Annotated in this window: 27 protein-coding genes; 11 read left to right on the plus strand and 16 right to left on the minus strand. The window is 62.7% G+C overall.

What is annotated here, in order from left to right:
• The 8 genes from AC2FM5_RS05210 to AC2FM5_RS05245 form a co-directional block, all read right to left on the minus strand.
• Nucleotides 1-513 (minus strand): FAD-binding protein (locus tag AC2FM5_RS05210; protein ID WP_496734246.1); only part of this gene is annotated, 513 nt, incomplete at its 3' end.
• Nucleotides 514-532: 19 nt separating this feature from the next.
• Nucleotides 533-904 carry a succinate dehydrogenase, hydrophobic membrane anchor protein gene (sdhD, locus tag AC2FM5_RS05215; protein ID WP_170406739.1) on the minus strand — a complete coding sequence of 124 codons (372 nt, stop codon included), beginning with the start codon at nucleotides 902-904 and terminating at the stop codon, nucleotides 533-535.
• Between the two features lie 11 nt (nucleotides 905-915).
• Nucleotides 916-1,302, minus strand: a complete 387-nt coding sequence (gene sdhC, locus AC2FM5_RS05220; RefSeq protein ID WP_170343324.1) for a succinate dehydrogenase, cytochrome b556 subunit — start codon at nucleotides 1,300-1,302, stop codon at nucleotides 916-918.
• Nucleotides 1,303-1,517: 215 nt separating this feature from the next.
• On the minus strand, nucleotides 1,518-2,180 hold the full coding sequence (locus AC2FM5_RS05225; protein WP_496734249.1) for a DUF1194 domain-containing protein: 663 nt from the start codon (nucleotides 2,178-2,180) through the stop codon (nucleotides 1,518-1,520).
• Between the two features lie 60 nt (nucleotides 2,181-2,240).
• On the minus strand, nucleotides 2,241-3,269 hold the full coding sequence (locus tag AC2FM5_RS05230; RefSeq protein WP_496734251.1) for a MaoC family dehydratase: 1,029 nt from the start codon (nucleotides 3,267-3,269) through the stop codon (nucleotides 2,241-2,243).
• Nucleotides 3,269-3,475 (minus strand): DUF1737 domain-containing protein, encoded by a 207-nt coding sequence (locus AC2FM5_RS05235; protein ID WP_170343327.1) that lies wholly within the window; start codon nucleotides 3,473-3,475, stop codon nucleotides 3,269-3,271. Before AC2FM5_RS05235 ends, AC2FM5_RS05230 begins: the two co-directional genes overlap by 1 nt.
• 12 nt (nucleotides 3,476-3,487) lie before the next feature.
• Complete coding sequence (locus tag AC2FM5_RS05240; protein ID WP_170343328.1) at nucleotides 3,488-4,042, minus strand: NnrU family protein; 555 nt, start codon at nucleotides 4,040-4,042, stop codon at nucleotides 3,488-3,490.
• A 15-nt stretch (nucleotides 4,043-4,057) separates the two neighbouring features.
• Nucleotides 4,058-4,906 (minus strand): HpcH/HpaI aldolase/citrate lyase family protein, encoded by an 849-nt coding sequence (locus AC2FM5_RS05245; RefSeq protein ID WP_170360125.1) that lies wholly within the window; start codon nucleotides 4,904-4,906, stop codon nucleotides 4,058-4,060.
• Between the two features lie 168 nt (nucleotides 4,907-5,074).
• On the opposite strand from AC2FM5_RS05245, the gene AC2FM5_RS05250 reads away from it, so the two are divergent.
• Nucleotides 5,075-5,380: a hypothetical protein gene (locus AC2FM5_RS05250; RefSeq protein ID WP_170420753.1), complete on the plus strand. Its 306-nt coding sequence runs from the start codon at nucleotides 5,075-5,077 to the stop codon at nucleotides 5,378-5,380.
• A 3-nt stretch (nucleotides 5,381-5,383) separates the two neighbouring features.
• Here the strand turns inward: AC2FM5_RS05250 and AC2FM5_RS05255 are convergent, their stop codons facing one another.
• Complete coding sequence (locus AC2FM5_RS05255) at nucleotides 5,384-6,139, minus strand: sulfite exporter TauE/SafE family protein (RefSeq protein ID WP_170342199.1); 756 nt, start codon at nucleotides 6,137-6,139, stop codon at nucleotides 5,384-5,386.
• A gap of 160 nt (nucleotides 6,140-6,299) precedes the next feature.
• On the opposite strand from AC2FM5_RS05255, the gene mdh reads away from it, so the two are divergent.
• Nucleotides 6,300-7,262 (plus strand): malate dehydrogenase, encoded by a 963-nt coding sequence (mdh, locus tag AC2FM5_RS05260; protein ID WP_170342201.1) that lies wholly within the window; start codon nucleotides 6,300-6,302, stop codon nucleotides 7,260-7,262.
• Nucleotides 7,263-7,366: 104 nt separating this feature from the next.
• Here mdh and AC2FM5_RS05265 read toward each other — a convergent pair whose 3' ends face one another.
• A complete protein-coding gene (locus tag AC2FM5_RS05265; protein ID WP_496734255.1) occupies nucleotides 7,367-8,326 on the minus strand; it encodes a zinc transporter ZntB in 960 nt (319 codons plus the stop codon).
• A 405-nt stretch (nucleotides 8,327-8,731) separates the two neighbouring features.
• On the opposite strand from AC2FM5_RS05265, the gene sucC reads away from it, so the two are divergent.
• The 7 genes from sucC (at nucleotide 8,732) to lpdA (ending at nucleotide 17,674) form a co-directional block, all read left to right on the plus strand.
• Nucleotides 8,732-9,925: an ADP-forming succinate--CoA ligase subunit beta gene (sucC, locus tag AC2FM5_RS05270; RefSeq protein ID WP_093963486.1), complete on the plus strand. Its 1,194-nt coding sequence runs from the start codon at nucleotides 8,732-8,734 to the stop codon at nucleotides 9,923-9,925.
• An 84-nt stretch (nucleotides 9,926-10,009) separates the two neighbouring features.
• Nucleotides 10,010-10,894 (plus strand): succinate--CoA ligase subunit alpha, encoded by an 885-nt coding sequence (gene sucD / locus AC2FM5_RS05275; RefSeq protein ID WP_170360120.1) that lies wholly within the window; start codon nucleotides 10,010-10,012, stop codon nucleotides 10,892-10,894.
• A gap of 44 nt (nucleotides 10,895-10,938) precedes the next feature.
• On the plus strand, nucleotides 10,939-11,481 hold the full coding sequence (locus AC2FM5_RS05280) for a DUF805 domain-containing protein (protein ID WP_170360119.1): 543 nt from the start codon (nucleotides 10,939-10,941) through the stop codon (nucleotides 11,479-11,481).
• The gene (locus AC2FM5_RS05285) at nucleotides 11,478-14,432 is read left to right on the plus strand and encodes a 2-oxoglutarate dehydrogenase E1 component (protein ID WP_496734258.1); all 2,955 of its coding nucleotides are present in this window, start codon (nucleotides 11,478-11,480) and stop codon (nucleotides 14,430-14,432) included. Before AC2FM5_RS05280 ends, AC2FM5_RS05285 begins: the two co-directional genes overlap by 4 nt.
• 6 nt (nucleotides 14,433-14,438) lie before the next feature.
• Complete coding sequence (gene odhB, locus AC2FM5_RS05290) at nucleotides 14,439-15,941, plus strand: 2-oxoglutarate dehydrogenase complex dihydrolipoyllysine-residue succinyltransferase (protein ID WP_496734260.1); 1,503 nt, start codon at nucleotides 14,439-14,441, stop codon at nucleotides 15,939-15,941.
• Nucleotides 15,942-15,943: 2 nt separating this feature from the next.
• Nucleotides 15,944-16,213, plus strand: coding sequence for a hypothetical protein (locus AC2FM5_RS05295; protein ID WP_170342212.1), 270 nt, complete (start codon nucleotides 15,944-15,946; stop codon nucleotides 16,211-16,213).
• Nucleotides 16,214-16,285: 72 nt separating this feature from the next.
• Entirely contained in the window at nucleotides 16,286-17,674 is a 1,389-nt protein-coding gene (gene lpdA / locus AC2FM5_RS05300) for a dihydrolipoyl dehydrogenase (protein ID WP_170436055.1), read from the plus strand.
• Between the two features lie 18 nt (nucleotides 17,675-17,692).
• Here the strand turns inward: lpdA and AC2FM5_RS05305 are convergent, their stop codons facing one another.
• Complete coding sequence (locus AC2FM5_RS05305) at nucleotides 17,693-18,271, minus strand: TetR/AcrR family transcriptional regulator (protein WP_170342920.1); 579 nt, start codon at nucleotides 18,269-18,271, stop codon at nucleotides 17,693-17,695.
• Between the two features lie 102 nt (nucleotides 18,272-18,373).
• Here AC2FM5_RS05305 and AC2FM5_RS05310 point away from each other — a divergent pair, with 102 nt between their 5' ends.
• Nucleotides 18,374-18,967, plus strand: a complete 594-nt coding sequence (locus AC2FM5_RS05310; protein WP_170445556.1) for an NAD(P)H-dependent oxidoreductase — start codon at nucleotides 18,374-18,376, stop codon at nucleotides 18,965-18,967.
• Here the strand turns inward: AC2FM5_RS05310 and AC2FM5_RS05315 are convergent, their stop codons facing one another.
• The 4 genes from AC2FM5_RS05315 to AC2FM5_RS05330 are packed head-to-tail and all read right to left on the minus strand — an operon-like array spanning nucleotide 18,968 to nucleotide 21,873.
• Nucleotides 18,968-19,573, minus strand: coding sequence for a pyridoxamine 5'-phosphate oxidase family protein (locus AC2FM5_RS05315; RefSeq protein ID WP_170438486.1), 606 nt, complete (start codon nucleotides 19,571-19,573; stop codon nucleotides 18,968-18,970).
• Complete coding sequence (locus tag AC2FM5_RS05320; RefSeq protein WP_170360110.1) at nucleotides 19,557-20,300, minus strand: lysophospholipid acyltransferase family protein; 744 nt, start codon at nucleotides 20,298-20,300, stop codon at nucleotides 19,557-19,559. The genes AC2FM5_RS05315 and AC2FM5_RS05320 overlap by 17 nt, the downstream gene beginning before the upstream one ends.
• Nucleotides 20,300-21,199, minus strand: a complete 900-nt coding sequence (locus AC2FM5_RS05325; RefSeq protein ID WP_496734264.1) for a cell division protein FtsX — start codon at nucleotides 21,197-21,199, stop codon at nucleotides 20,300-20,302. The genes AC2FM5_RS05320 and AC2FM5_RS05325 overlap by 1 nt, the downstream gene beginning before the upstream one ends.
• Nucleotides 21,196-21,873: a cell division ATP-binding protein FtsE gene (locus AC2FM5_RS05330; protein ID WP_170342228.1), complete on the minus strand. Its 678-nt coding sequence runs from the start codon at nucleotides 21,871-21,873 to the stop codon at nucleotides 21,196-21,198. Before AC2FM5_RS05330 ends, AC2FM5_RS05325 begins: the two co-directional genes overlap by 4 nt.
• A gap of 181 nt (nucleotides 21,874-22,054) precedes the next feature.
• Between AC2FM5_RS05330 and AC2FM5_RS05335 the strand changes: the two genes are divergently transcribed.
• A complete protein-coding gene (locus AC2FM5_RS05335) occupies nucleotides 22,055-22,828 on the plus strand; it encodes a zinc-ribbon domain-containing protein (protein WP_496734267.1) in 774 nt (257 codons plus the stop codon).
• 9 nt (nucleotides 22,829-22,837) lie between these two features.
• Here the strand turns inward: AC2FM5_RS05335 and AC2FM5_RS05340 are convergent, their stop codons facing one another.
• Entirely contained in the window at nucleotides 22,838-25,381 is a 2,544-nt protein-coding gene (locus AC2FM5_RS05340) for a TIGR02302 family protein (protein ID WP_496734269.1), read from the minus strand.
• Nucleotides 25,382-25,391: the final 10 nt, after the last annotated feature.

Here is a 25,391-nt window from a genome sequence, read left to right on the forward strand (position 1 = left end):
AATGGCGAAATATTCGATGTAGAATTCCGCGTTGTTCTTCAGTGACTGCCCGTACAATGTGTGCAGAATCGCGTGACCGGTCCGGTCGGCAGCAGCACAGGTGCGCTGAACTGCGGGGCCCTCACCGAATTCGGTCGTGTGGCCACCAAAGGGACGCTGATAGATCTTGCCTTCTTCGGTGCGCGAGAACGGCACACCGTAATGCTCCAACTCATAGACGGCCTTGGGTGCCTCGCGCGCCAGGTATTCCATCGCGTCGGTGTCACCCAGCCAGTCCGAGCCCTTGACGGTGTCATACATGTGCCACTGCCAATGGTCGGGGCCCATGTTCGACAGCGACGCCGCAATGCCACCCTGCGCCGCAACGGTGTGCGAACGGGTCGGAAAAACCTTGGTTACACAAGCGGTGCGCAGACCTTGTTCGGCCATGCCGAGCGTGGCACGCAGACCGGCCCCACCGGCGCCGACCACGACCACGTCATATTCGTGCGTTTCGTATTCGTAAGCAGCCATTTCATCCAGCTCCGGGGTGTTAGAGGGCAATTCGGGCGACGGCGAAGATACCTGCGGCCGCGGCGCCATATGAGAGACACTTCACGAGAATGATCAGAACCTTTTCCATTGTGCCGTGCACATAGTCCTCGATCATCACCTGGGCACCATCAGCGAAATGCTTGAACCCGACGGCCAGCGTCAGGGCCGCCACGATCGCCGGGAATGGCCGCGAGTAATAGTCCAGCACCACGTCAAAGGGCTGTCCCAGCGCGGGGCCGAATGTGAAGACGAAAAGCGGGACAAGGATCAGCAGCGCAACCGAGCTGACCTTCATCGCCCAAAAGTGTTCGGTACCCGACTTGGCCGATCCCAGGCCTACGGCGCGTTTGCGGTCGGTAAGATAACGCATGTCAGCCTCCCTCAGGCAACGATCAACAGTGTCAGAAAAGTCAGCACGAAAGAGCCGATCACGACCGCCCAGCCCAGCTTGTAGGCTGTCGGGATATCCAGTCCGATCGCGTTGTCCCAGATCAGGTGCCGGATGCCGGCAAGCGTGTGGTACCAAAGACCCCAAAGCGACAGTGCCATGACCAAGTCCCCGAGGAGCGACGTGATCACACCATTGGCGCGATCAAAGGCTTCGGGCGACGTGGCTGCGGCCAGGAACCACCAGACGATCAACAGCGCGGCCACCAACATGGCGTTGCCGGTGATCCGGGTCAGGATGGAAGTGACAGAGGTCAACTGCGGACGATAGATCGACAGATGCGGCGATAGCGGGCGGTTCCCCCGATTGACATCGGCCATGGCGGCTCCTTTTGAGGTTGGCTACCGAAGTTTTTACTCCATTTTGCGACCCTGTCACGCGCTGCGCGTGCAAAAAAGATCAAATCACCCGCAATTCGGCCGATAATTCGGAAACGTGATCACACAAAATATTCTCGTGATCACAAAATGCATTCCAACCCTCCAATGTTAGCGTTTTCAAGGGTCAAGCAATGTGATCACGAATCTTTCTGCGTTCAGCGCAGATCGGCAGTCTGCCGCGTGACTTCACGCAGAAGTTTTTTCCGGATCCGTTCGGGATAGTCCTTGAAACCGGCAGCCGATACGACGAAGGCCCCTTCGCCGACTATGACGTTTTCAAAGAAATAGGCCGTCAGGTCTGGTTCGCTCTCCTCGATAGCAATTGCGTTCACCGTAATCCCCTGACGGCGCAAAAGGTCCCGGATCTCGGTGGGTTCAACCCCTTCGTTCGAGACGCCGTCTCCCGAGATGTCGATCAGATGACGCTTGCACTCGGGCACCTCGAGAAAGCTGTTCACGGTCATTTCCAGCGCCTCACCGATCGCGGTCGAGAAATTGCGCCAGACACGCGGATCGGCCGACACTTTTGCTGCAAACGTATCCAGTGCGTCGAACCCGTCAATTTTGGTCCAGGGGATGGTGATCCGCTGCCGCGAGGTCCCGGTCCATTGCACCAGCATCAACCGGGCCTGGCCGCGCACCAGCGCCTCGGACACGACCGGATCGCGCAGTCCGGCCGCCAGGCCATCCATCTGGATGCGGTATTCCGAACTGTCGACCGAGCCGGACACATCTACGGCCAGCGCCAGCGCCAGTTCGCAGGCCGACGCCGGGCGGGCAAGGCAGAGCGCGGCAGCAAGGATACGCAGAAAAGACATGAGCCGAACCTAGCACGGTTCGGCCCGGTCGGGATCACAAGACTGTGGGGGCCTGCCCGCTCAGATCGGCATCAGCGCCCAATAGTCCAGATCCAGCAGGACGTCGGGGCTGTATTTTCCATCCGGGCCGCGCAGCGCAAAGGCCTCGCCGCCCTTGGTCGCCACCAGTCGCAACCGGATCGCACCCACGCCGGGCACGCCGGTTTCGGCCTTGTCCAGCACCTCGGACCACGCCTTGACGGTGTCTCCGGCGAAACAGGGGTTGGCATGGGCCCCGCCGTTCAAACCGACGATCATCTGCGCATTGGCCAGCCCGTTGAACGACAGCGCGCGCGCCATCGAGATCACATGGCCGCCATAGATCAACCGCCCATCGGGGCGGAAGGTCAGGTCGAAATGCACCTTGGCAGTGTTCTGCCACAAGCGGGTGGCCAGCATGTGCTCGGCCTCTTCCACGGTCACGCCGTCGACATGGTCGATGGTTTCGCCGATCTGGTAGTCTCCCCAGCGGTGCGGTTCACCGGCCAGAGCAAAGTCGTATTTGCTGAAATCCAGCCCGCTCGGCACCACGAGGTCGCCGGGCGCCAGCGCCTTTTTCAGGTCCGGCACCACGGTTTCGGGTGCCGGCGCATCCAGGTTCGATTTCCGCACCATCACCCAGCGCACATATTCGATCACCACTTCGTCGCGCTGATTCAGGCCGCGCGTGCGCACCCAGACCACGCCGGTCTTGCCGTTCGAGTTCTGTTTCAGCCCGATCACCTCGGTTTCCGATCGCAAGGTGTCACCGGGATAGACCGGCTGCAGCCAGCGACCCTCGGCATAGCCCAGGTTCGCGACCGCGTTCAGCGACACATCCGGCACCGTTTTGCCGAACACCACATGGAACGCCGCCAGATCGTCGATCGGGCTTTGCGGCAGGCCGCAGCTCCGGGCGAACTCGTCCGAGGAATAGAGCGCGTGGCGCGCGGGATAGAGCGCATGATAGAGCGCGCGCTCGCCCACCGTCACGGTGCGCGGCACCGCGTGGTGCAGCACCTGCCCGATGGAGTAATCCTCGAAAAAGCGGCCCGGATTGGTCTTTGCCATTATTGCTGTCCCAGTTTCATGTCGGGGGAATAGTCGGCCGCGACCTCCTTGGTCACGGCCTGCGCACAGCGCATCTTGCTGGTGGACGGATCGAACGCATAGGCCGGAGAGCCGTGCAGCTCCCACCCTTTGGCCAGCGCCTCGGACACCTTGTGGCAGAAGTCCGAGGTGTCCTCTTCAGTCAGCAGTCGATAAAGTTTTGCCATCACATCACCTGCCTAGCCCGGGAACGGAGACGGGCCGACCAGCCCATGAATGTAGCCGATGATGCCCAGCAGCACGATCGAGGCCACGAAGAACATCGCATCCTTGCCCAGCGTTCCGGGCTCGCCCGGGGTCCAATCGGGCTCGGACTTGTTGATGACGATCACTTCGACCACGGCCCAGGCCAACAGGCCGCCGAACAGGATGATCGACGCCAGATCACCATTGACCAGCAGATGCGCAAAGGCCCAGAGCTTGAACCCGCCCAGCATCGGGTGACGCACCTTGTTCAGCAGTCGGCCCTTGGTTCCGGCCGGGCTCATCATCCAGATGGCGATCAGCACCAGCAGGTTGTTGATGTGGATCATGAAGCTGGGCGGCGCCCAGACATGGATGAAATCGGTCATGCGATAGCCGAAGATCATCAGCAGGATCGACACGACCAACGCGCCCGCGACGGCGCCCTTTCCGGCATCGCCCATGGCCGCGCGGCGCGCGGGCATCAGGCGTTTGAACAGATGCGCGGCCCACCAAAGCGCCACGCCGAGAATGAGAAGAACGAAGCCCATGCTGGCTTACCCCGCTTACAAAGCTGATATCGCCTCTGCTTTTGCCAGAATTTCGCGGGCAGTTACAACGTGCAGGTTTTCCACGATCTTGCCATCGACCACGGCAACGCCCTGCCCTTGGGCCTCGACCTCTTCGAAAGCGGCGATCTGACGGCGGGCGAGGTCGATCTCGGCCTCGGAGGGGGCGAAGGCGGTGTTGGCGGTCTCGACCTGCGCGGGGTGGATCAGGGTCTTGCCGTCAAAACCCATGTCGCGGCCCTGCGCACATTCGACAGCCAGACCTTCGGTATCCTTGAAGGCGTTGTAAACGCCATCGATGATCGCCAGCCCCTCGGCCTTGGCGGCCAGCAGGCACAGGCCCAGAGAGGTCATCAGCGGCAGGCGGTCGGGGCGGAAGCGGGTCTGCAGCTCTTTCGCCAGATCGTTGGTGCCCATGACAAAGCCTGCCATCAGCGGATGCGCCGCGATCTCGGCCGCGTTCAGCATGCCGCGCGGGGTTTCCATCATCGCCCAGATCGGCAGGTCGCCGGTGATCGCGGCCAGCGCATCGACATCAGCGGCCGAGTTCACCTTGGGCAGCAGCACCACGTCGGCATCCATCTCGCGCACGGCCTCGGCATCGGCACGGCCCCAGTCGGTGTCGAGGCCGTTGATTCGAACGATCTTGACGCGTGGGCCGTATCCGCCCGTCGCCAGCGCGGCCTTTAGCGTTTCGCGTGCGTTCTCTTTTTCATCGGCGGCAACCGCGTCTTCCAGATCGAAGATAATGGCATCGACCGGCAGCGTGCGCGCCTTGTCGAGCGCCCGTTCCTTGGAGCCGGGAATGTACAGAACAGAGCGGTAGGGGCGCTGGCGCGGGTCCATGGGAACCTCTCTTTGAAATAAAGTTGCGCAGAATGGGGCATTTTTTGCCGGAAACTTCAAGACCCAAATCGCCGCATTGCAGCATGTGACGCAACGCGCGGTGGTTTTACAGCAATTGCAGAGGGTTCCGGCAGCCTTGATCCGATCAACAGGCAAAGGGGGCAGGAAATGAATAAGCGTTTGTTTCAGATGACGATGGGGCTGGGCATCATGGTGCTGGCGGCGCAGCAGGTACAGGCGCAAACGCCGAACTGTGCGCCCCGGCCGGACGTGCTGCAGCGGCTGGCCGAGACCTATGGCGAGACCCGGCGCGGCATCGGCATGGCGCGGCAGGGTGCGGTGATGGAGGTCTTTGCCTCGGACGACACCGGCACCTGGACGATCACGGTGACCCTGCCCAACGGGCTGACCTGCCTGGTGGCCGCGGGCGAGGCCTATGAGGTGCTGGCCGAAGCTCTGCCGCCGAACACCTGAGGATCAGGTCAGCGCGTCCCAGATCAGCTTTGACCCGGTCAGGGTCAGCAGAACATAGGCGATGCCGAAGAACAGCCGCTCGGACATCATCCAATGGGCACGCACGCCCAGCCAGGCGCCAAGGATGGCAAAGGGGGTCAGCAGCAGGTCGGCCCAGGCGGTCTGCAGCGTGAACATGCCCAGATAGGCGTAGGGGACGAACTTGGCGATGTTGATGACCCAGAAGACCAGCACGGTGGTGGCCTGGAACTCGGTTTTCGTCAGGCGTTGCGACAGCAGGTAGACGGCGGCGGGCGGGCCGCCGGCGTGGCTGACAAAGCTGGTGAAGCCAGCGACCAGCCCGGCGAACAGCCCGGCCGGAGGCGGCAGGCGGTTGGCGAAACCGCGCACCCAGCCGCGGGATTGCGCCACATGCCAGACCACGAAGCCCACCGAGATGCCCCCGATCAGCAGGCGCAGCAGGTCTTCGTCGGTCGCCCGGTACAGCAGCGCGCCCAGCGCCACACCCGGCACTGCCCCCAGCATCAGCAGACGCGCGTCGGGCCAGTTCCACCGTTTCCAGTAGGGGCGCAGGGTGGCCAGGTCGATCACCATCAGGATCGGCAACATCAGCGCCAGCGCCTGCCCCGGATCAAGGATCAACGCCAGAATCGACGACGACGCAAAAGCCACGCCCGAGCCGAAGCCGCCCTTGGAAATGCCCGCAAAGATCACAGCCGGGATCGCCACGGCAAAAAACATCAGGTTCAATTCAACCATGCGGCGGCCCCGAAACGGCTTGTCCTGCGGGTGGTTTAGCGCAACCGGCGGGGGGCAGGCAAACGGTATGCGGTCGCATGCCGCGCCGCAGAACCCTTGCGCAACGGCGTTTTAGCGACTAGCAAAACCGCGATTTCAAAACCGACCGGAGACAATCCAAATGGCCAGACCCAAGATCGCGCTGATCGGCGCAGGTCAGATCGGGGGCACGCTTGCCCACCTCGCAGCAATGAAGGAACTGGGGGATGTCGTTCTGTTCGACATCGCCGAGGGCATCCCGGAAGGCAAGGCGCTGGACATCGCCGAATCCGGCCCGTCCGAGGGCTTTGACGCCAAGCTGAAAGGCACCCAATCCTACGAGGACATCGCCGGTGCCGATGTCTGCATCGTGACCGCCGGTGTGCCGCGCAAGCCGGGCATGAGCCGCGATGACCTGCTGGGCATCAACCTGAAGGTCATGAAGTCGGTCGGTGAGGGCATCGCCGCCAATGCACCCGACGCCTTCGTCATCTGCATCACCAACCCGCTGGACGCGATGGTCTGGGCGCTGCGCGAATTCTCGGGCCTGCCCCACAACAAGGTCTGCGGCATGGCTGGCGTGCTGGACTCGGCCCGTTTCCGCCACTTCCTGGCCGAAGAGTTCGACGTATCGATGAAAGACGTCACCGCCTTCGTTCTGGGCGGCCATGGCGACACGATGGTACCGTCGGTTCGTTATTCGACCGTTGCGGGCATCCCGCTGCCCGATCTGGTCAAGATGGGCTGGACCACGCAAGAGAAGCTGGACGCCATCGTACAGCGCACCCGTGACGGCGGCGCCGAGATCGTCGGCCTGCTGAAGACCGGCTCGGCCTATTACGCCCCCGCGACCTCGGCGATCGAGATGGCCGAAGCCTATCTGAAGGATCAGAAGCGCGTTCTGCCCTGCGCCGCCTATTGCGATGGCGAGTTGGGCGTGAAGGGCATGTATGTGGGCGTCCCGACCGTGATCGGCGCCGGCGGAATCGAAAAGGTCGTCAACATCCAGCTCAATGAAGAAGAGCAGGCCGGTTTCGACAATTCGGTCAACGCCGTGAAAGGTCTGATCGAGGCCTGCAAGGGCATCGACAGCTCATTGGCCTGATACATTGATCGGATCTTTGGACCCCACCAAAGATCCGGCCAAAGGCATGACACCCTGCCCCGCTGGCTCCAACCGGCGGGGCATTTCTTTTGAGCTCTCGAGTTCTATCGGAACATCCCAAGCCACCTGGCTACTCCCAGAAGCATCCCGCCAAGTGCGACCAGCAAGGCGCAAACGACCCAGAACGCATGCGGACTTTCGGCGCCGGGAATGCCACCGACATTGATCCCCAGAACACCCGCCACCAGGCCCAGCGGCAGAAAGACAGCGCTGACCACTGACAGCACGAGCATACGGTTGTTCATACGTTCGGCCCGTTCATCCATCAGCTGATCGTGTATGATCTGAACCCGCTCCCGTACAGCCGCCAAATCCTCGCCGATCCGGTAGATGCGCTCCGAGGCTTCGCGCAACCGCGACCGGTCGTGAGGCTGCAACCACGGCACGTCTTCAATCTCGAGCGTCGTCAGCGCGTCGCGCTGGGGTACCAGATACCGGCGCAGAACGATGGAGGACCTGCGGATCGCCGCCAGCTCAGACCGGGAAATCTCGGCATTCGCCTCAAGAAGCGCCTCTTCTAGATCATCCACACGTTCGTTCAGATCAGTGATCGCAGGTTCGGCCCTATCTGCCAGCCGCAAGGCCAAGCGCGCGACGAAGTCACCCGGCGATTTCGGTGCCTGCCCGCGGTCGATTGCCGCCAGCATGTCCGCAACCGCATCCAAGGGGCGGCGCCAGACACCGATGATCTTGTTCTCCGTCAACCACAGCCTGACCGAGATCATGTCTTCGGGCGGTTGCCCTTCTTGCAGGTTCACTCCGCGCAGGTTCAGGATTACGCCATCGCCGTGGACGGTACAGCGGGGCCGGGTCTCGTCCGCCGTCAGAGCGTCGATCACGAACTCATCAAGCCCGCCGGCGCGCAGAAGCGGAACCGTGCCAGACGCTTCCAGCCTCAGGTGTTGCCAAGCGAACTGCCCCTCCGGTCCGGCCGGTATCCAGCTGGCAAATTCATCGGCGTCCAGTGACACGGCTTTGCCGGATCCATCGAAGATCCAGGTCATGACATCGGGGAAATCTGGGTTCGGCACTGTCATCTGCTCGGAGCTTGTTCATGTTTGACCGGCCCGACCCAACCGGACCCGCACAGGCCCGGTCAGATTAGCCAGCCTGCGAGAATGCGCCAAGCCCCGAAAGCCTGGCAGGTCCGGTCCCGCCACTTCGAACGCTACCGGAAATGTTGGCGCAAACGGGTTGCGAACACGGTCTTCGAATATGTTTTCAAAGCCTATTCTGACTCGCTCGAATCATTTTTTGGCACCGGTTTGTTTGTGATCACACCCCGAAAATGTGTGATCACAAATGCTGAAAATCTTCGGTAAATAACCCGATCCAGACAGAAAACCCTTTAATTTTTACCGCTAGACACCCCTATAACGATCTAATCGCAGTCAGACGGGACAGTTTCGATGAACATTCACGAATATCAGGCCAAGGCTCTTCTTCGCAGCTATGGCGCTCCGGTCTCCGACGGACGTGCAGTTCTGCGCGCCGAGGAAGCCAAAACAGCCGCCGGTGAACTGGACGGCCCCCTTTGGGTGGTCAAGGCACAGATCCACGCGGGCGGCCGCGGCAAAGGTCACTTCAAAGAGGCCGATGCCGGTGAAAAAGGCGGTGTCCGTCTGACCAAATCGGTGGAAGAAGCCGCCGAAGAAGCCAAGAAGATGCTGGGCCGCACGCTGGTCACCCACCAGACCGGCCCCGTAGGCAAGCAGGTCAACCGCGTTTACATCGAGGCCGGTTCGGGCATCGAGCGCGAGCTGTACCTGGCCCTGCTGGTGGACCGCCAGACCAGCCGCATCTCGTTCGTGTGCTCGACCGAAGGCGGTATGGACATCGAAGAAGTAGCCGCAGCGACACCCGAGAAAATCCTGTCCTTCTCGGTTGACCCGGCCACTGGGTACCAGCCGTATCACGGCCGGCGCATCGCCTTCTCGCTGGGTCTGGAAGGCGCGCAGGTCAAGCAATGCGTGCGTCTGATGGGCATCCTGTACAAGGCCTTCGTCGAGAAGGACATGGAGATGCTGGAGATCAACCCGCTGATCGTGGCCGAAGGCGGCGACCTCAAGGTGCTGGACGCCAAGCTGAGCTTTGACGGCAACGCGGTCTACCGCCACCCCGACATCGCCGAACTGCGCGACACCACCGAGGAAGACCCCAAGGAACTGGAAGCCAGCAAATACGACCTGAACTACATCGCGCTGGACGGCGAGATCGGCTGCATGGTCAACGGTGCGGGTCTGGCGATGGCGACGATGGACATCATCAAGCTTTACGGTGCGGAGCCTGCCAACTTCCTCGACGTCGGCGGCGGCGCCACCAAAGAGAAAGTGACCGAGGCGTTCAAGATCATCACGTCTGATCCCAACGTCAAAGGCATCCTCGTCAACATCTTCGGCGGCATCATGCGCTGTGACGTCATCGCCGAGGGCGTGGTCGCCGCGGTGAAAGAGGTCGGCCTGCAGGTTCCGCTGGTCGTGCGTCTGGAAGGCACGAATGTCGAAAAAGGCAAAGAGATCATCAACACCTCTGGCCTGGACGTGATCGCGGCGGACAACCTGAAAGACGGTGCCGAGAAGATCGTGAAGGCAGTCAAAGGCTGAACCCGATAAATCAGGGCGGGTCGCGGCCCGCCATTCCGATGAATGCTGGCGGGTCAGATCCCGCCGAAAACAGGAGAACGCCAAATGGCAGTCCTCATCGACGAAAATACCAAAGTGATCTGTCAGGGCTTTACCGGCTCGCAGGGCACATTCCACTCTGAACAGGCCATCGCCTATGGCACCAAGATGGTCGGCGGTGTGACCCCGGGCAAAGGTGGGATGGAGCATCTGGGCCTGCCCGTGTTCAACTCGGTCCACGAAGCCAAGCACGTGACCGAAGCCAACGCCACCGTGATCTATGTGCCGCCTCCGTTTGCCGCGGATTCGATCCTCGAAGCCATCGACGCCGAGATGGAAGTGATCGTCTGCATCACCGAAGGCATCCCGGTTCTGGACATGATGAAGGTGAAGCGCGCGCTGGAAGGCAGCAAATCGCGCCTGATCGGCCCGAACTGTCCCGGCGTCATCACGCCCGACGCCTGCAAAATCGGCATCATGCCCGGCCACATCCACAAGCGTGGCTCGGTCGGCGTCGTGTCGCGTTCCGGCACCCTGACCTATGAGGCGGTCAAGCAGACCACCGATGTGGGTCTGGGCCAGTCCACCTGCGTGGGCATAGGCGGCGACCCGATCAAAGGCACCGAGCATATCGACGTGCTGGAATGGTTCCTGGCCGATGACGAGACCGAGTCGATCATCATGATCGGCGAGATCGGCGGCTCGGCTGAGGAAGAAGCCGCGCAGTTCCTGGCGGATGAGGCCAAGAGGGGCCGCAAGAAGCCCGTTGCCGGTTTCATCGCCGGCCGCACGGCGCCTCCGGGCCGCCGCATGGGCCACGCGGGCGCGATTGTTGCCGGCGGCAAAGGAGGTGCCGAGGACAAGATCGAAGCCATGCGCAGCGCCGGCATCGTCGTGGCCGAAAGCCCGGCGCAGCTGGGTGAGGCTGTGCTGGAAGCAATCGGCAAGTAAACCGCCGGCCCCTTGCGTGGGCTGGCCTCAGCGGAGCGAAACACATGACCTTCAACGAAGCCGTCAAAACGTGTTTCTCCAAATACTTCACATTCTCGGGGCGGGCCTCTCGCCCCGAGTATTGGTATTTTTTTCTGTTCATTCTGGTCTGGAGCGCAATCGCCACGGTGATCGACTGGCATTTCTTCGGGCAGGTCACGACCGTGCAATCCGAAGGCTCGGTCGAGGTGACCGCAACATCCAGCCAGCCGGTGCAGAGCATCGTGTCACTGATCGTGTTCTTTCCGCATCTGGCCGTGGCGTGGCGGCGCATGCATGACACCGGGCGCAACGGTCTCTACGCGCTGCTGCCGATCCTTTTGATCCTTGGGGCTTTTGCCGTTCTGGTCTTCGGCATCGGCCTCGCCTCAAGCTTCCAGCATGGCGGAAGCCTCGACATCCTGTTCACGCGCGCCACGCTGCTGATCGTCATTCCGACACTGCTTGTTCTTCTGGTGTCGCCCCTCCTGGTTCTGTGGTGGCTGTCCCGCCCCAGCCAGCCAGGCACCAACAAATACGGTCCCAACCCATATGAGGTAACCCAATGACCGAACACTCGCCCAATTCTGCCTTCCATGCCTCGAGCTTCATGCAGGGGCACAATGCCGAGTACCTGGAGCAGCTATACGCCCAGTACACAAAGGATCCCGGCGCGATCGATGCGGCCTGGGCCGAGTTTTTCCGGCAGATGGGAGACGCGGCACCGGACGTCCAGAAAGAGGCCGAAGGGCCGTCGTGGGCGCGCCCCGACTGGCCACCGATGCCGAATGATGACCTGACCGGCGCCCTGACCGGCGAGTGGATCGAGGTCGACGCCAAGGCAGCTGGCAACAAGATCAAGGAAAAGGCCGCCAAGGCAGGGGTTGATGTCAGCGACGAACAGATCAAGCGCGCCGTGCTGGATTCGATCCGCGCGCTGATGCTGATCCGGGCCTATCGGATCCGGGGTCACCTGGCCGCTGATCTGGACCCGCTTGGCATGCGCGCCGCGACCAACCATCCCGAGTTGGACCCCAAGACCTATGGCTTTACCGATGCCGACATGGACCGGCCGATCTTTATCGACAACGTGCTGGGTCTGCAGATGGCCAGCATGCGCCAGATCGTCGAGATCGTGAAGCGCACCTATTGCGGCACTTTCGCGCTGCAGTACATGCACATCTCGAACCCCGAGGAGGCCGCCTGGCTGAAAGAGCGGATCGAAGGTTATGGCAAGGAAATCTCGTTCACGCGGGAAGGCCGCAAGGCGATCCTGAACAAGATGGTCGAGGCCGAGGGCTTTGAGAAGTTCCTGCATGTGAAATACATGGGCACCAAGCGGTTCGGTCTGGACGGGGGCGAGGCGCTGATCCCCGCGATGGAACAGATCATCAAGCGTGGCGGCGCCCTGGGCCTGAGCGATATCGTGATCGGCATGCCGCACCGCGGACGTCTGAACATCCTGGCCAACGTGATGGGCAAACCCTACCGCGCCATCTTCAACGAGTTCCAGGGCGGTAGCTTCAAGCCCGAGGACGTGGATGGGTCGGGCGACGTGAAATATCACCTCGGTGCGTCCAGCGACCGTGAGTTCGACGGCAACACCGTGCACCTGTCGCTGACGGCGAACCCGTCCCACCTCGAAGCCGTGAACCCGGTTGTTCTTGGCAAGGTCCGCGCCAAGCAGGACCAGCTTGGCGACACCGATCGCAGCAAGGTCATGGGCATTCTTCTCCACGGCGACGCGGCTTTTGCCGGCCAGGGTGTCGTGGCCGAAGGCTTTGGCCTGTCTGGTCTGCGCGGTCACAAGACCGGCGGCACCATGCATATCGTGGTGAACAATCAGATCGGCTTTACCACCGCGCCGCATTTCTCGCGGTCGAGCCCGTACCCGACCGATATCGCGCTGATGGTCGAGGCGCCGATCTTCCACGTGAACGGCGACGACCCCGAGGCGGTGGTACACGCGGCCAAGGTCGCGACCGAGTTCCGCCAGAAGTTCCACAAGGACGTGGTCATCGACATCTTCTGCTACCGCCGGTTCGGTCACAACGAGGGCGATGAGCCCATGTTCACCAACCCGATCATGTACAAGAAGATCAAGACCCACAAAACCACGCTGTCGCTGTACACCGAGCGGCTGGTCAAGGACGGTCTGATCCCTGAGGGTGAGATCGAGGACATGAAGGCCGCCTTCCAGGCGCATCTGAACGACGAGTTCGAGGCCGGTAAGGACTACAAACCCAACAAGGCCGACTGGCTGGATGGCCGGTGGTCGCATCTGGACAAGAACAAGGAAGAATATGTCCGCGGCGACACCGCAATCACGCCGGATACGCTGGCCGAGGTCGGCAAGGCGCTGGTGACGGTGCCCGATGGCTTTGCACTGCACAAGACGGTGGGCCGCCTTCTTGAACACAAGAAACAGATGTTCGAAACCGGTCAGGGATTTGACTGGGCCACCGGCGAGGCGCTGGCCTTCGGGTCTTTGCTGACCGAGGGCTATCCGGTACGCCTGTCGGGGCAGGACGCTACCCGCGGCACTTTCAGCCAACGCCACTCGGGCTTCATCAACCAGGAGACCGAGGAGCGCTACTATCCCCTGAACCACATCCGCGCCGGACAGTCGCAGTACGAAGTGATCGACTCGATGCTGTCGGAGTACGCGGTGCTGGGCTTCGAATACGGCTATTCGCTGGCCGAGCCCAACGCGCTGGTTCTGTGGGAGGCCCAGTTCGGCGATTTCGCCAACGGCGCGCAGATCATGTTCGACCAGTTCATTAGCTCGGGCGAAAGCAAATGGTTGCGCATGTCCGGTCTGGTCTGCCTGCTGCCGCACGGGTTCGAGGGGCAAGGCCCCGAGCACTCGTCGGCGCGACTGGAGCGGTTCCTGCAGATGTGCGGCCAGGACAACTGGATCGTCGCCAACTGCACCACGCCTGCGAACTATTTCCACATCCTGCGCCGTCAGCTGCACCGCACTTTCCGCAAGCCGCTGATCCTAATGACGCCCAAATCATTGCTGCGCCACAAGCTGGCGATCAGCAATGCCGAGGACTTCACCACCGGGTCCAGCTTCCACCGGGTGCTGTGGGACGACGCGCAAAAAGGCAACTCGGACACCCAGCTGGTGCCCGACGACAAGATCAAGCGCGTGGTGATGTGTTCGGGCAAGGTCTACTACGACCTGCTTGAAGAACGCGATGCGCGCGGGATCGACGACGTCTATCTGCTGCGGATCGAGCAATACTATCCGTTCCCGGCCCATTCGCTGATCAACGAGCTTGAGCGGTTCAAACAGGCCGAGATGGTCTGGTGCCAGGAAGAGCCCAAGAACCAGGGTGCCTGGGGATTCATTGAACCCAATATCGAATGGGTCCTGTCCCGCATCGGCGCCAAGCATACCCGGCCGATCTATGCCGGCCGCGCCACCTCGGCCTCGCCCGCGACGGGTCTGGCCAGCCAACACAAAGCCCAACAAGAAGCGCTGGTGAACGAAGCGCTGACCATTGAAGGATAATTAACGATGACGATTGAAGTTCGTGTTCCCACGCTGGGCGAGTCCGTCACCGAAGCCACGGTCGCAACCTGGTTCAAGAAACCCGGCGATGCCGTCGCCGTGGATGAGATGCTGTGCGAGCTTGAGACGGACAAGGTCACCGTCGAGGTTCCGTCGCCCGCAACCGGCGTGATGGGCGAGATCGTAGCCGCCGAAGGTGAGACGGTCGGCGTTGATGCGCTGTTGGCAACGATCCAGGCCGGTGAGGGTGCGGCCCCCGCTCCAAAAGCTGAAGCCGCGCCGGCAGCGGCACCTGCGGCCTCGGGCGGCAGCGTCGACGTGATGGTTCCGACACTGGGTGAGTCCGTCACCGAAGCGACAGTATCGACCTGGTTCAAGAAGGTCGGCGATACCGTCGCACAGGACGAAATGCTGTGCGAGTTGGAGACCGACAAGGTCTCGGTTGAGGTCCCGGCTCCGGCTGCGGGTGTACTCGCGGAGATCGTGGCCCCCGAGGGCGCGACGGTCGACGCGACCGCCAAGCTTGCCGTGATCTCGGGCGCTGAAGCAGGTGCCGCACCGGCTGCGCAAGCCGCGGCAGCCCCTGCCCCCGCAGCAGCCGCAACCGGCAAGGACGTGGCCAATGCGCCGTCGGCCGAAAAGGCCATGGCCGAAGCCGGCCTGTCTGCCGATCAGGTCACCGGCACCGGCCGCGATGGTCGCATCATGAAGGAAGACGTGGCCCGCGCCGTCGCAACCGCCGCTGCCCCTGCCGCGGCGGCACCGGCACCGGCCGCAGCCCCGCGCGCGCCCGTCGCCGCCGAGGACGCCGCCCGCGAGGAACGCGTGCGCATGACGCGCCTGCGCGAGACCATCGCCAAGCGTTTGAAGGACGCGCAGAACACTGCCGCGATCCTGACCACCTACAACGAGGTGGACATGACCGAGGTGATGGCCCTCCGCAATCAGTACAAGGAACAGTTCGAGAAGAAGCACGGGGTGCGCCTGGGCTTTATGTCCTTCTTCACCAAGGCCTGCTGCCACGCCCTGAAAGAGGTGCCCGAGGTCAATGCCGAGATCGACGGCAATGACATCGTCTACAAGAACTACGTCCACATGGGCGTGGCCGCCGGCACTCCGCAGGGCCTCGTGGTTCCGGTGATCCGCGATGCGGACCGCATGTCGTTCGCCGAGATCGAGAAAGCCATCGCCGAGAAGGGCAAACGCGCCCGTGACGGCAAGCTGAGCATGGCCGAAATGCAGGGCGGCACCTTCACCATCTCGAATGGCGGCGTCTATGGCTCGCTGATGTCCTCTCCGATCCTGAATCCCCCGCAGTCGGGCATTCTGGGCATGCACAAGATTCAGGAACGTCCGATGGTCATCAGTGGCGAGATCAAGATCCGTCCGATGATGTATCTGGCGCTGTCCTATGACCACCGCATCGTCGACGGCAAGGGCGCGGTCACCTTCCTGGTGCGCGTGAAAGAGGCGCTGGAAGACCCGCGCCGTCTGCTGATGGATCTGTGATCATGGCGACGCACGTACTCTGGCAGGCAGACGTGGCCGATTTCGACGCCTGGCTGAAGGTGTTCCGCGAGGACAAGCCGATGCGCAAGGCGGCCGGGATTGTCGATCTGCACGTCTGGAAAGACCCCGAACAGCGCGATCATGCGGTTGCCCTGTTCGAGATTACCGATCTGGACCGGGCCCAGAGCTTCATCGAATCGGAAGAGCTGGCCATGCACCATGAACGTGGCGGCGTCGCACATATTCAGGTGAAGGTTCTGACACCCGTCTGAACAGGCACCCAGGCGATCCACCCCGTGGGTCGCCTTTTCAAAAGGAACACTCCGCGGATTTGGGAGAACAAAATGGCTAACTATGACGTCATCGTAATCGGCGCCGGTCCCGGCGGCTATGTCTGCGCCATCCGCTGCGCGCAGCTGGGCCTGAAAACCGCCGTCGTCGAAGGGCGCGAGACGCTGGGCGGCACCTGTCTGAACGTGGGCTGCATTCCGTCCAAGGCGCTGCTGCATGCCAGCCATCAGCTGCACGAGGCCGAGCACAATTTTGCCAAGATGGGCCTCAAGGGCAAAAGCCCCTCGGTCGACTGGAAACAGATGCTGGCCTACAAGCAAGACGTGATCGACACCAACACCAAAGGCGTCGAGTTCCTGTTCAAGAAGAACAAGATCGACTGGCTCAAGGGCTGGGGCTCGATCCCGGCGGCGGGCAAGGTCAAGGTCGGTGATGAGGTGCATGAGGCCAAGAACATCATCATCGCCTCCGGCTCCGAGGCGGCGTCGCTGCCCGGCGTCGAGGTCGACGAAAAGGTCGTCGTGACCTCGACCGGCGCGCTGGAGCTGGGCAAGATCCCGAAAAAGCTGGTGGTGATCGGCGCAGGCGTGATCGGGCTGGAACTGGGCTCGGTCTATCAGCGTCTGGGCGCCGAGGTGACGGTGATCGAATATCTGGACGTCATCACCCCGGGCATGGACCCCGAGGTGCAGAAGACCTTCCAGCGCATCCTGAAAAAACAGGGCCTGAACTTCGTCATGGGCGCCGCCGTGCAAAAGACCGAGGCCACCAAGACCAAGGCCAAGGTGACCTACAAGCTGCGCAAGGATGACAGCGAGCACATGATCGAGGCCGACACCGTTCTGGTCGCCACCGGGCGCAAGCCGTTCCATGACGGGCTGGGTCTGGAGGCGCTGGGGGTCGAGCTGACTCCGCGCGGCCAGATCAAGGTCGGCAAGGACTGGCAGACCAACGTGCCGGGCATCTACGCCATCGGCGACGTGATCGAAGGCCCGATGCTGGCCCACAAGGCCGAGGACGAAGGCATGGCCGCCGCCGAAGTGGTCGCGGGCAAGCATGGGCACGTGAACTATGGCGTCATTCCGGGCGTGATCTACACCTGGCCCGAGGTCGCCAATGTCGGCGAGACCGAAGCCACCCTCAAGGAGCAGGGCCGCGCCTACAAGGTGGGCAAGTTCAGCTTCATGGGCAATGGCCGCGCCAAGGCGAACTTTGCTGCCGACGGGTTCGTAAAGATCCTGGCCGACAAGGAGACCGACCGCATCCTGGGCTGCCACATCATCGGCCCCGGCGCGGGCGACCTGATCCACGAGGTCTGCGTTGCGATGGAGTTCGGCGCCTCGGCCGAGGATCTGGCGCTGACCTGCCACGCGCACCCGACCTATTCCGAGGCCGTGCGCGAAGCGGCGCTGGCCTGCGGCGATGGTCCGATCCACGCCTGATGAGTTCGGCTCCGGCGGTCAGGCCGCCGGAGTCAGCCACGCCCGCAGATAGGTTTCCAGCCGGTCGGTGAATGTGGTCGCCGAATGCAGGGCGCAGAATTTCAGTGACATGGCCTGGATGGCAAAGGCCTGCACGCCCTCGGCCAGCAGGTCAGTCGACACGTCCTGTCTAACCTCGGCCTGATCCAGCCACATCATCACGATCCGGAAGTATTTCTCGAAGCAATAGGCGATCGGCCCGATTTCAGAGATCGCGGCGGCACCGGAATAGCGGATCAGCAGGTCGAACACGTAGCGTTCCGACATCATGAAATCATGCACCGGGGCCAGAGCCTCGATGATCTGGGGCACGGTTTTCGGCGGTTCCGCCGCCTGCGCCTGATCCAGACAGGCGTCCAGTTTTTCGCCGATCAATATCTCCATCAGCGCGTCCTTGTCGTGGAAATGGGCAAAGAAGGTGCCCTTGGCCACGCCGGCGGCCTGTACCACCTCTTCCACGCGCAACGCCTGGTATCCGTTCTTCTGCACCACGTCCGCCGCCGCCTGCAGCAGCTTGGCGCGGGTCTTCAGGGTTCGTTTCTGAATCGTCTTCTGCATGAGGCTTGTTCGCATGTTTTTTGACCGTGGTCAAATTTAATATTGACCGTGGTCAATTTTTGATTCTATAAACTGACCGTGGTCAATTTTAGGAGAACCCCGATGCAGCCCAAGAAAATCCTCATCCTCGACGGTCACCCCGCCGAAAGCAGCCTGTCGCGCACCTTTGCCGACACCTATGCCGAAGCCGCCCGCGCCAAGGGCCATGACGTAAAGATCGTCCACCTCAGCGAGCTGGAGTTCGATTTCGATTTCGGACAGGGCAACTATCATGATTTCAAACCGCTGGAGCCGGTTCTGGAACAGGTTCTGCAGGATTTCGAATGGAGCGATCACCTGGTTCTGACGACGCCCATGTGGTGGGGCGGCCTGCCCGCCAAGCTCAAGGGGCTGATCGATCGGATGTTCATCCCGGGCCGCACGTTCGACACCCGCAATCCCAACAAACTGGGATTCCCGGCACCGATGCTCGACGGCCGAACGGCGCGCGTCATCATCACCTCGGACACGCCGGGCTGGTTCATGCGGTTGGTTTACCGCAGGGCATTGATTCACCAGATGCGCGGGCAGGTTCTGGGGTTCGTCGGGTTCAAGCCGACGCGGTTCACCTGGTTTTCCGGTGCCAGCTACCCCAAGCAGGACAGCGTTCAGAAATGGATCGCGCGGGTCACCCGGCTGGGCGCGGCGGCAGCGTGATCACCACATCGTCTTTGCGGCGCGCGCGCGCCATTCGCGATCATAGCGTGCGCCGCCTTCTTCGCCCTGCGACACCTCGGCCAGAATCTCGCCCACCGTCGGCAACCCGGCGCTGAGATCGCCGCCGGTCCAGGTTTCGGCCCGCATCAGCGCGCGGGCGCATTGCGTGTAGATTTCCCCGATTTCGATAACGATCACCGTGGCCGGTTGCTTGCCCTTTTTCTCGAACCGGGCGCGCAGGTCGGCGTCGGCCGTCAACCGGGCGGTACCGTTCACCCGCACCACGTTGTTCGAGCCGGGCACCATGAACATCAGCGCCACACGCGGATCGCGCACGATGTTGCGCAGGCTGTCCAGGCGGTTGTTGCCGCGCCAGTCGGGCAAGGCCAGGGTACCGGGGTCCAGTTCCATGACCACCGGGCCGTCATCGCCCCGGGGGCTGCCATCCACCCCTTCGGGCCCTACCGTGGACAGCACGCACAGCCGCGACGCCATGATCCATTTGCGGTAGAGCGGCGTCAGTCGCCGCGCAACCTTCCGCATCGAGGCCGCGCCGGGCGTGCCGTACAGCGCCTCGAGCGCGGTGATGTCATTGATGTACTGCATCCGGATCAAACCCCACTTCGCGCATAAGCGCGTTCGAACGCGTCTCGATCACCTCTTCCAGCCGGGCCAGGAACGAGTCGCGATCAACGCCCGGTTCAATCGGATCAAGGAATTCGACGATCGCATGGCCCGGTTTGCGCAGAATCCCCGACCGGGGCCAGAAGACACCGACATTGGTGGCCGCCGGCACGCAGGGGAAGCCCAGCCCCTCGTACAGTACGGCGGTGCCGACCTTGTAGGGCTTGTAGACCCCCGGCGCCACGCGGGTGCCCTGCGGATAGATCACCAGTTGCCCGGGCTCGGTAAACTCTTTGGAAACGTCCTTGACCATCTTGGCCACCGCCGCGCCTCGCTTGCCGCGATTGACCGGGATACAGCCCAGACGACGGGCATACATGCCGATGATCGGGGTCCACAGCAGTTCGCGCTTCATGATGAACTTGCCATGGGGGATCGCGTCAAAGATCAGAATGATGTCGAAGAAGGATTGGTGCTTGGCGGCGATGACCACCTCACCCGTGGGCACGTTGCCGCGCACCTCGCCGCGAATGCCCACCATCCAGCGCGCCAGCCATATGGTCGTGCGCGCATAGGTCTTGCAGGCGCGCAGCGCCCCGCGCTTGGAGAACAGCGCATAGGGCGCGAACACCAGGCCCAGAACCGCCATCCATGCGTAGATCGTGACCATGAAGATCAGCGAGCGCACCCATTGGACCGCCATTGCCATCACGAAAGCTCCTTCAATTTGCGACGGGCCGCCAACCATGTGGCGGCAAAGGCCACGGCTGCGCCCAAAACGGGGATCACAGCGGGCAACAACCAGTCGGCGCTCTGGAATCCAAGGCCCGTCAGGAAACCACCCGCATCCGATGCCTCGGGCAGCAGCAGCACCCCGGTCAGGCCCAGAACCGTCCCCACCACGGCACCGAAAAACGCGCGCCAGGTGAAGCGCCGCACGAAAGCACCGGCGATGAAACGGTCGCGTGCACCGACCTGACGCAGCACCTCGATGATCTGGGCGTTGGCCGCAAGCGAGGCATTGGCCGCAAGCGTGATCATCGCCGCCGTGGCCCCGCCGATCAGCAGGATCGAGATCCAGCCCAACCGCCGCAACGAGGTGGCTGCATCGACCAGCGGCTCGCGCCAGCGGGAATGGTCATCCAGAACCGCGCCTGGCACCTCGGCCGCCAGCCGAAGGCGCAGGCCCATCGTGTCCAACCCCGGTTCGCCCTCGATGATTTCGATGAGCTGCGGCACCGGCAGCGTGTCCAGCGGCAGATCGGGCCCGAACCAGGGGGCCAGCAGCGCGGCCTGTTCTTCGGCACTGAGCGCGCGGGCCGAGGCCACGCCTGAGGTCTGTTTCAGAACCTCCAGAGCGGCCTCGGTCTGCGCGGCACGCTGTTCAGCAGGCGCATTGATCCGCAGAGTGGCTGCTCCGGCCAATTCCGAGGCCCAGCGATCGGCCAACCGGCCCGAGGCCAGCGACAGAGCCAGCGCGAATACTGTCAGAAAGGCCATCGCACCTGACACGAAAAGGGTCAGGTGCGCCGTAAATCCGGTTGGCGGCACCACGCGGTCGGCCCGGGCGTCCCGGCGCAGCAGGGCGCGAATGTCATCGGCAATCATAGATCCGCCCCCGCCAGTTGTAGCCGCCGCTGTGAGATCCGAAGAACCCGGGCCTGCACCTGGCTTTTGGCCGCCCGGATCAAGCTCAGATCGTGGGTGGCGATCACAACGGTCTTTCCCATGTGGTTCAGCTCGATCAGCAGACGCAGCAGACGCTGGGACATCTCCCAGTCGACGTTGCCGGTGGGTTCGTCGGCCAACACCACGTCCGGTGACAGGATGACCGCCCGCGCCAGTGCAGCCCGTTGCCGCTCGCCGCCCGAAAGCTCCGGCGGAAGTGCGTCCAGGCGGCCACCAAGACCGACCCAGGACAGGAGTTCGGTCAGATCTTCCTGCTCGGACTCGACAGAGCGTCCCGACACCATCAGTGGCAGGGCGACATTCTCAGCCAGAGTCATGTGGTCCAGAAACCGGCAGTCCTGATGAACGACACCGATGCGGCGGCGCAGCAGGGCCATCTGGTCCCGGTCCAGTCGGGCAATGTCCTGGTCAAAGGCGCTGATCCGCCCCGAACTGGCCAGCAACGCGCCATAGCAGAGTTTCAACAGGGTCGTTTTGCCCGCTCCGGACGGGCCGGTCAGAAAATGGAACGACCCCGGCTGCAACTGGACCGAGACATTGCTCAGAAGTTCACCGCCGCCATAGCTGTAGCTGACATTTTCAAGCTCGATCACGCCTGCCCTCAATATTGCTTGCGCCCTTCTTGCCCGAGCACGACCACGGTTTCAATGCCTGCACCGAGTCCAATTGGCGACACCTGATCCACCGGACCGAAAACGCGCTTTGCTGTTTCGCCTTAACGGATTATCATTCTTGGAAAAACGACGACAGGCCGCTGGCGGCCGGGGAGGCAGTATGCGACTAACATGCCCGAACTGTAATGCCCAGTACGAGGTTCCGGATGAGGTCATTCCGGAAGAAGGCCGAGACGTGCAATGCTCGAGCTGCGAGCAGACCTGGTTCCAACCCAAACACCCGGAGGCTGAGCCTGTCGCGGCCGAAACCGATGATGGGCCGGCCGAAAGCGCGCCCTCGGATACGTCTGAGCCGCCGGCCGCCGAAGCTGCTGCGCCGGAACCGGAGCAGGCAGAAGACGAACAGGTCGAAGCCGAACAGCCCGATCCCGAACCCACGGACGAAGCCCGGCCAGCCGCTCCGACCGGCAACGTCGATCCGGCCGTTGCGACAATCCTGCGAGAGGAAGCCGCGCGTGAGGCCGAACTGCGCGCCAAGGAAGGGTCCGGCCTGGAAAGCCAGCCGGATCTGGGCCTGGATCAGCAGCCGGAACCGGCCCCCAAGCCCAAACCTCCTGCGGCGACCGAAACCGCCTCGGGAACCGGTCAGAAAGAGGCGCTGCCGGATGTGGACAGCATCAATTCGACTTTGCGCAGCGACGACGCCCCGACCGCGGCAGAGCCCGCCGAAGCCCCACCGCGGAAATCGGGCGGGTTCCTGCGGGGCTTTGCGCTGATCCTGATCACCGGGGTCATCCTATTCCTGATCTACGGCAACGCCCGCCAGATCAGCGAGGCAGTTCCCCAGGCCGAGCCTGTGTTGCAGTCGTATGTCTCGATGGTCGATCAGGCCCGGATCTGGCTGGAATCGCAGGCTGGCTCCGCGACCGAGTAACTCTGCCGGTCAGAACCGCTCGAGCAACCTTTTGAGGTATTCCAGTTCGATCCTGGGCCTGTCGGTTTCGCCCGTGCGGCGACGGATTTCATCCAGCAACTCGCGGGCACGGCGGTACACATCATCCCCCTGCAGCAGGTTCTCCTCGGTCGAGATCGAGCCCGCAGCGCCCGGATTCCGACCCAGCGGATCGCGGTTGTTGGCCTGCATGTCGCCTTCCTGCGTACCCTGACCGGGCTGGTTCTGCTGGTTCTGGGCCATGGCCTCACCCAGCTCGCGCATCCCTTCGCGCAACGCTTCCATTGCTTCGGACTGGCGGTCGATCGCTTCGGCAAGGTCGTCGCTCCGCAGGGCATCTTCGGCCTCATCCATGGCACGACCTGCACGCCCCAGCGACTCGCGTGCGGCGTCGCCTTCGGGTGTTCCGGCGCCCGGCAGGTTCTGCTGCTGGCGATTCAGTTCATCGCGCAGCGCCTGTTGGCGGTCAGCCAGAGTCCCTTGCCCTTGCTGGCCTTCGCCCGCCTGATCCGATCCTTGGCCCTGGCCGCCCTGACCCTCATGGCTCTGGCCGCGCCCCTGACCGCCCGAGCGGCCTTCATTGCCCTGGCTTTCACCGGCCTGCGCGCCGGGATTGAATTGCTCCTGCAAGTCACGGAAGGCCTCGTCGCTCAGGCCCTGCTGCTCACGCAGGGTTTCGGCCAATCCTTCCATGGCCTGCTGGCCTTCGGATTGTTGCCCCTGTCCCTGGCCCTGGGTCACCCGCATGTTTTCCATCATCTGCTGGAACTCCTCCAGCGCCTGCTGGGCCTCGGCCATGCGGCCCTGCTCCATCAGTTCCTGGATCCGGTCCATCATCCGCTGAAGGTCATCCTGCGTCATCTGCATGGATTCACCGGATTGGTTCTGCTGGCCCTGCTGGCCGTCCGGGTTTTCCTGCGCCAGCCGCTGCAGCTGACGAAGATACTCGTCGGTCGCTTCACGCAGTTCCTGCATCAACTCGGCGATCTCCTCATCGCTGGCACCGTTCTGCATCGCTTCGGTCAGACGTTCTTGAGCGCGACGCATCCGCTCCAGCGCATCGGCGAGCGTGCCTTCTTCGATCAGGATGGCCAGATCCCACAAGGCTTGCGCGATCTCGGTCTGCTGTTCGGGGCCCAGGCCGAATTCCGTAAAGGTTTCCAACCGGCGTAGAATGTAGCGCAGTCGCAGATATGCGGTTTCCGAACGGAAGACATCCTCGGGCCGGTGCGAAACAGCCCGCAATAGCTGAGCCACCCTTTTGGCATTGTCGCGCGACCACAGCAGATCGCGGCGCTGTTCAATCACCGCCGCAGCCAGCGGATCAAAGAACCGGCGGGCAGGAAGGTCGGTTCGGTAGACATCCGACTCCGACACCTGATCAGCGGCATCGACGGCCGAAAGGGTAATCTTGACCGGCAGGTGCGCCCAAGGGTGTTCCGAAAAGTCCTCGATCAGATCTTCCGTGAAATCGCTCCGGTCACCAGCGATCGGCATGGGCAGGTCGACGGTGACCGCGTCGCGAGGTTCGGGCTCAACGGCCAGACCATGGCGACGATCGACCGCAGACAGGTCCAACTCGATCAACGCGGTGCCTGACAGGATGCCATAATCGTCACGCGCCGAGAACGGCAGTTTCATCTGGCCACCAGCCTCGGCGGTGGCGGGTTCGGCCACGGCGATTACCGGCGGCGCGTCCACAATGACCTCGACACCCCAGTCACGTCCTGCAGGGCCCTCGATCGACAATCGGCCCGAACGCTCGACGACAAACTCCTGATCCGGATCGGTTGCTGTCGTGGTGGAAGCGGAGGAACTGGTTTCGGTCAAGCTGTGCGCGCCGACCTCGCCATAGAAGCGCAAAGTGACGCGGCTGCCTTGTGGCACTGTCAGCGTCGGACCGGATTGATCGGCCAGATACAGCGTCGGCAGGCCGGTATAGCGAGGTGGCTCGACCCAGCCTTCCCAGCTGGGGCCTTGGCCGGCTACGGCCGTGCCGGGTGTCATCTGGGCGACCGATCCAACTTTCCAGAACGATCCGAACAGCAATCCGACCACCAGCGCCAAAAGCGCCGCATAGCGCAGCGCGTAGGGGTCACGAGCGGCAAGGTTCAGGTCAGGCTTGACCGGTCCTGCCTGCGCGGCGCGGGCGGCCATGCGCGCCTGATGGGCCTGCCACAAAGCGCGCGAATCTTCGTCCATCGCCCCGATGGCCTGATCGTCCAGCAACGCCTGAATGGGACGGCCCGGCAGTGTCTCGTCCAGCCGGACAAGCGCCTGCGTGCGGGTAGGGAACCGAAACCTCCGCGCGCCCCAGACCAATGCAACCGTAAACGCCAGAATGGATGCGGCTCCGATGATCCAGACTGTTTCAACGCCGACGAGGTCGTGGAGGCCCAGCAGCAAGGCCGCCATGATCAGGGCCGCAATCGACAGGAACGGCCAAAAAGCGCGCATCACCTGCTCGGCCAGCATCCCCGTGCGCGTCAGCAACAGGGACAGTCTGGGGATCGGCAGGTTGCGAGTGTCGGTCACGTCAGGCCTC

The sequence above is a fragment of the Ruegeria sp. BHSA162 genome (assembly GCF_059613385.1).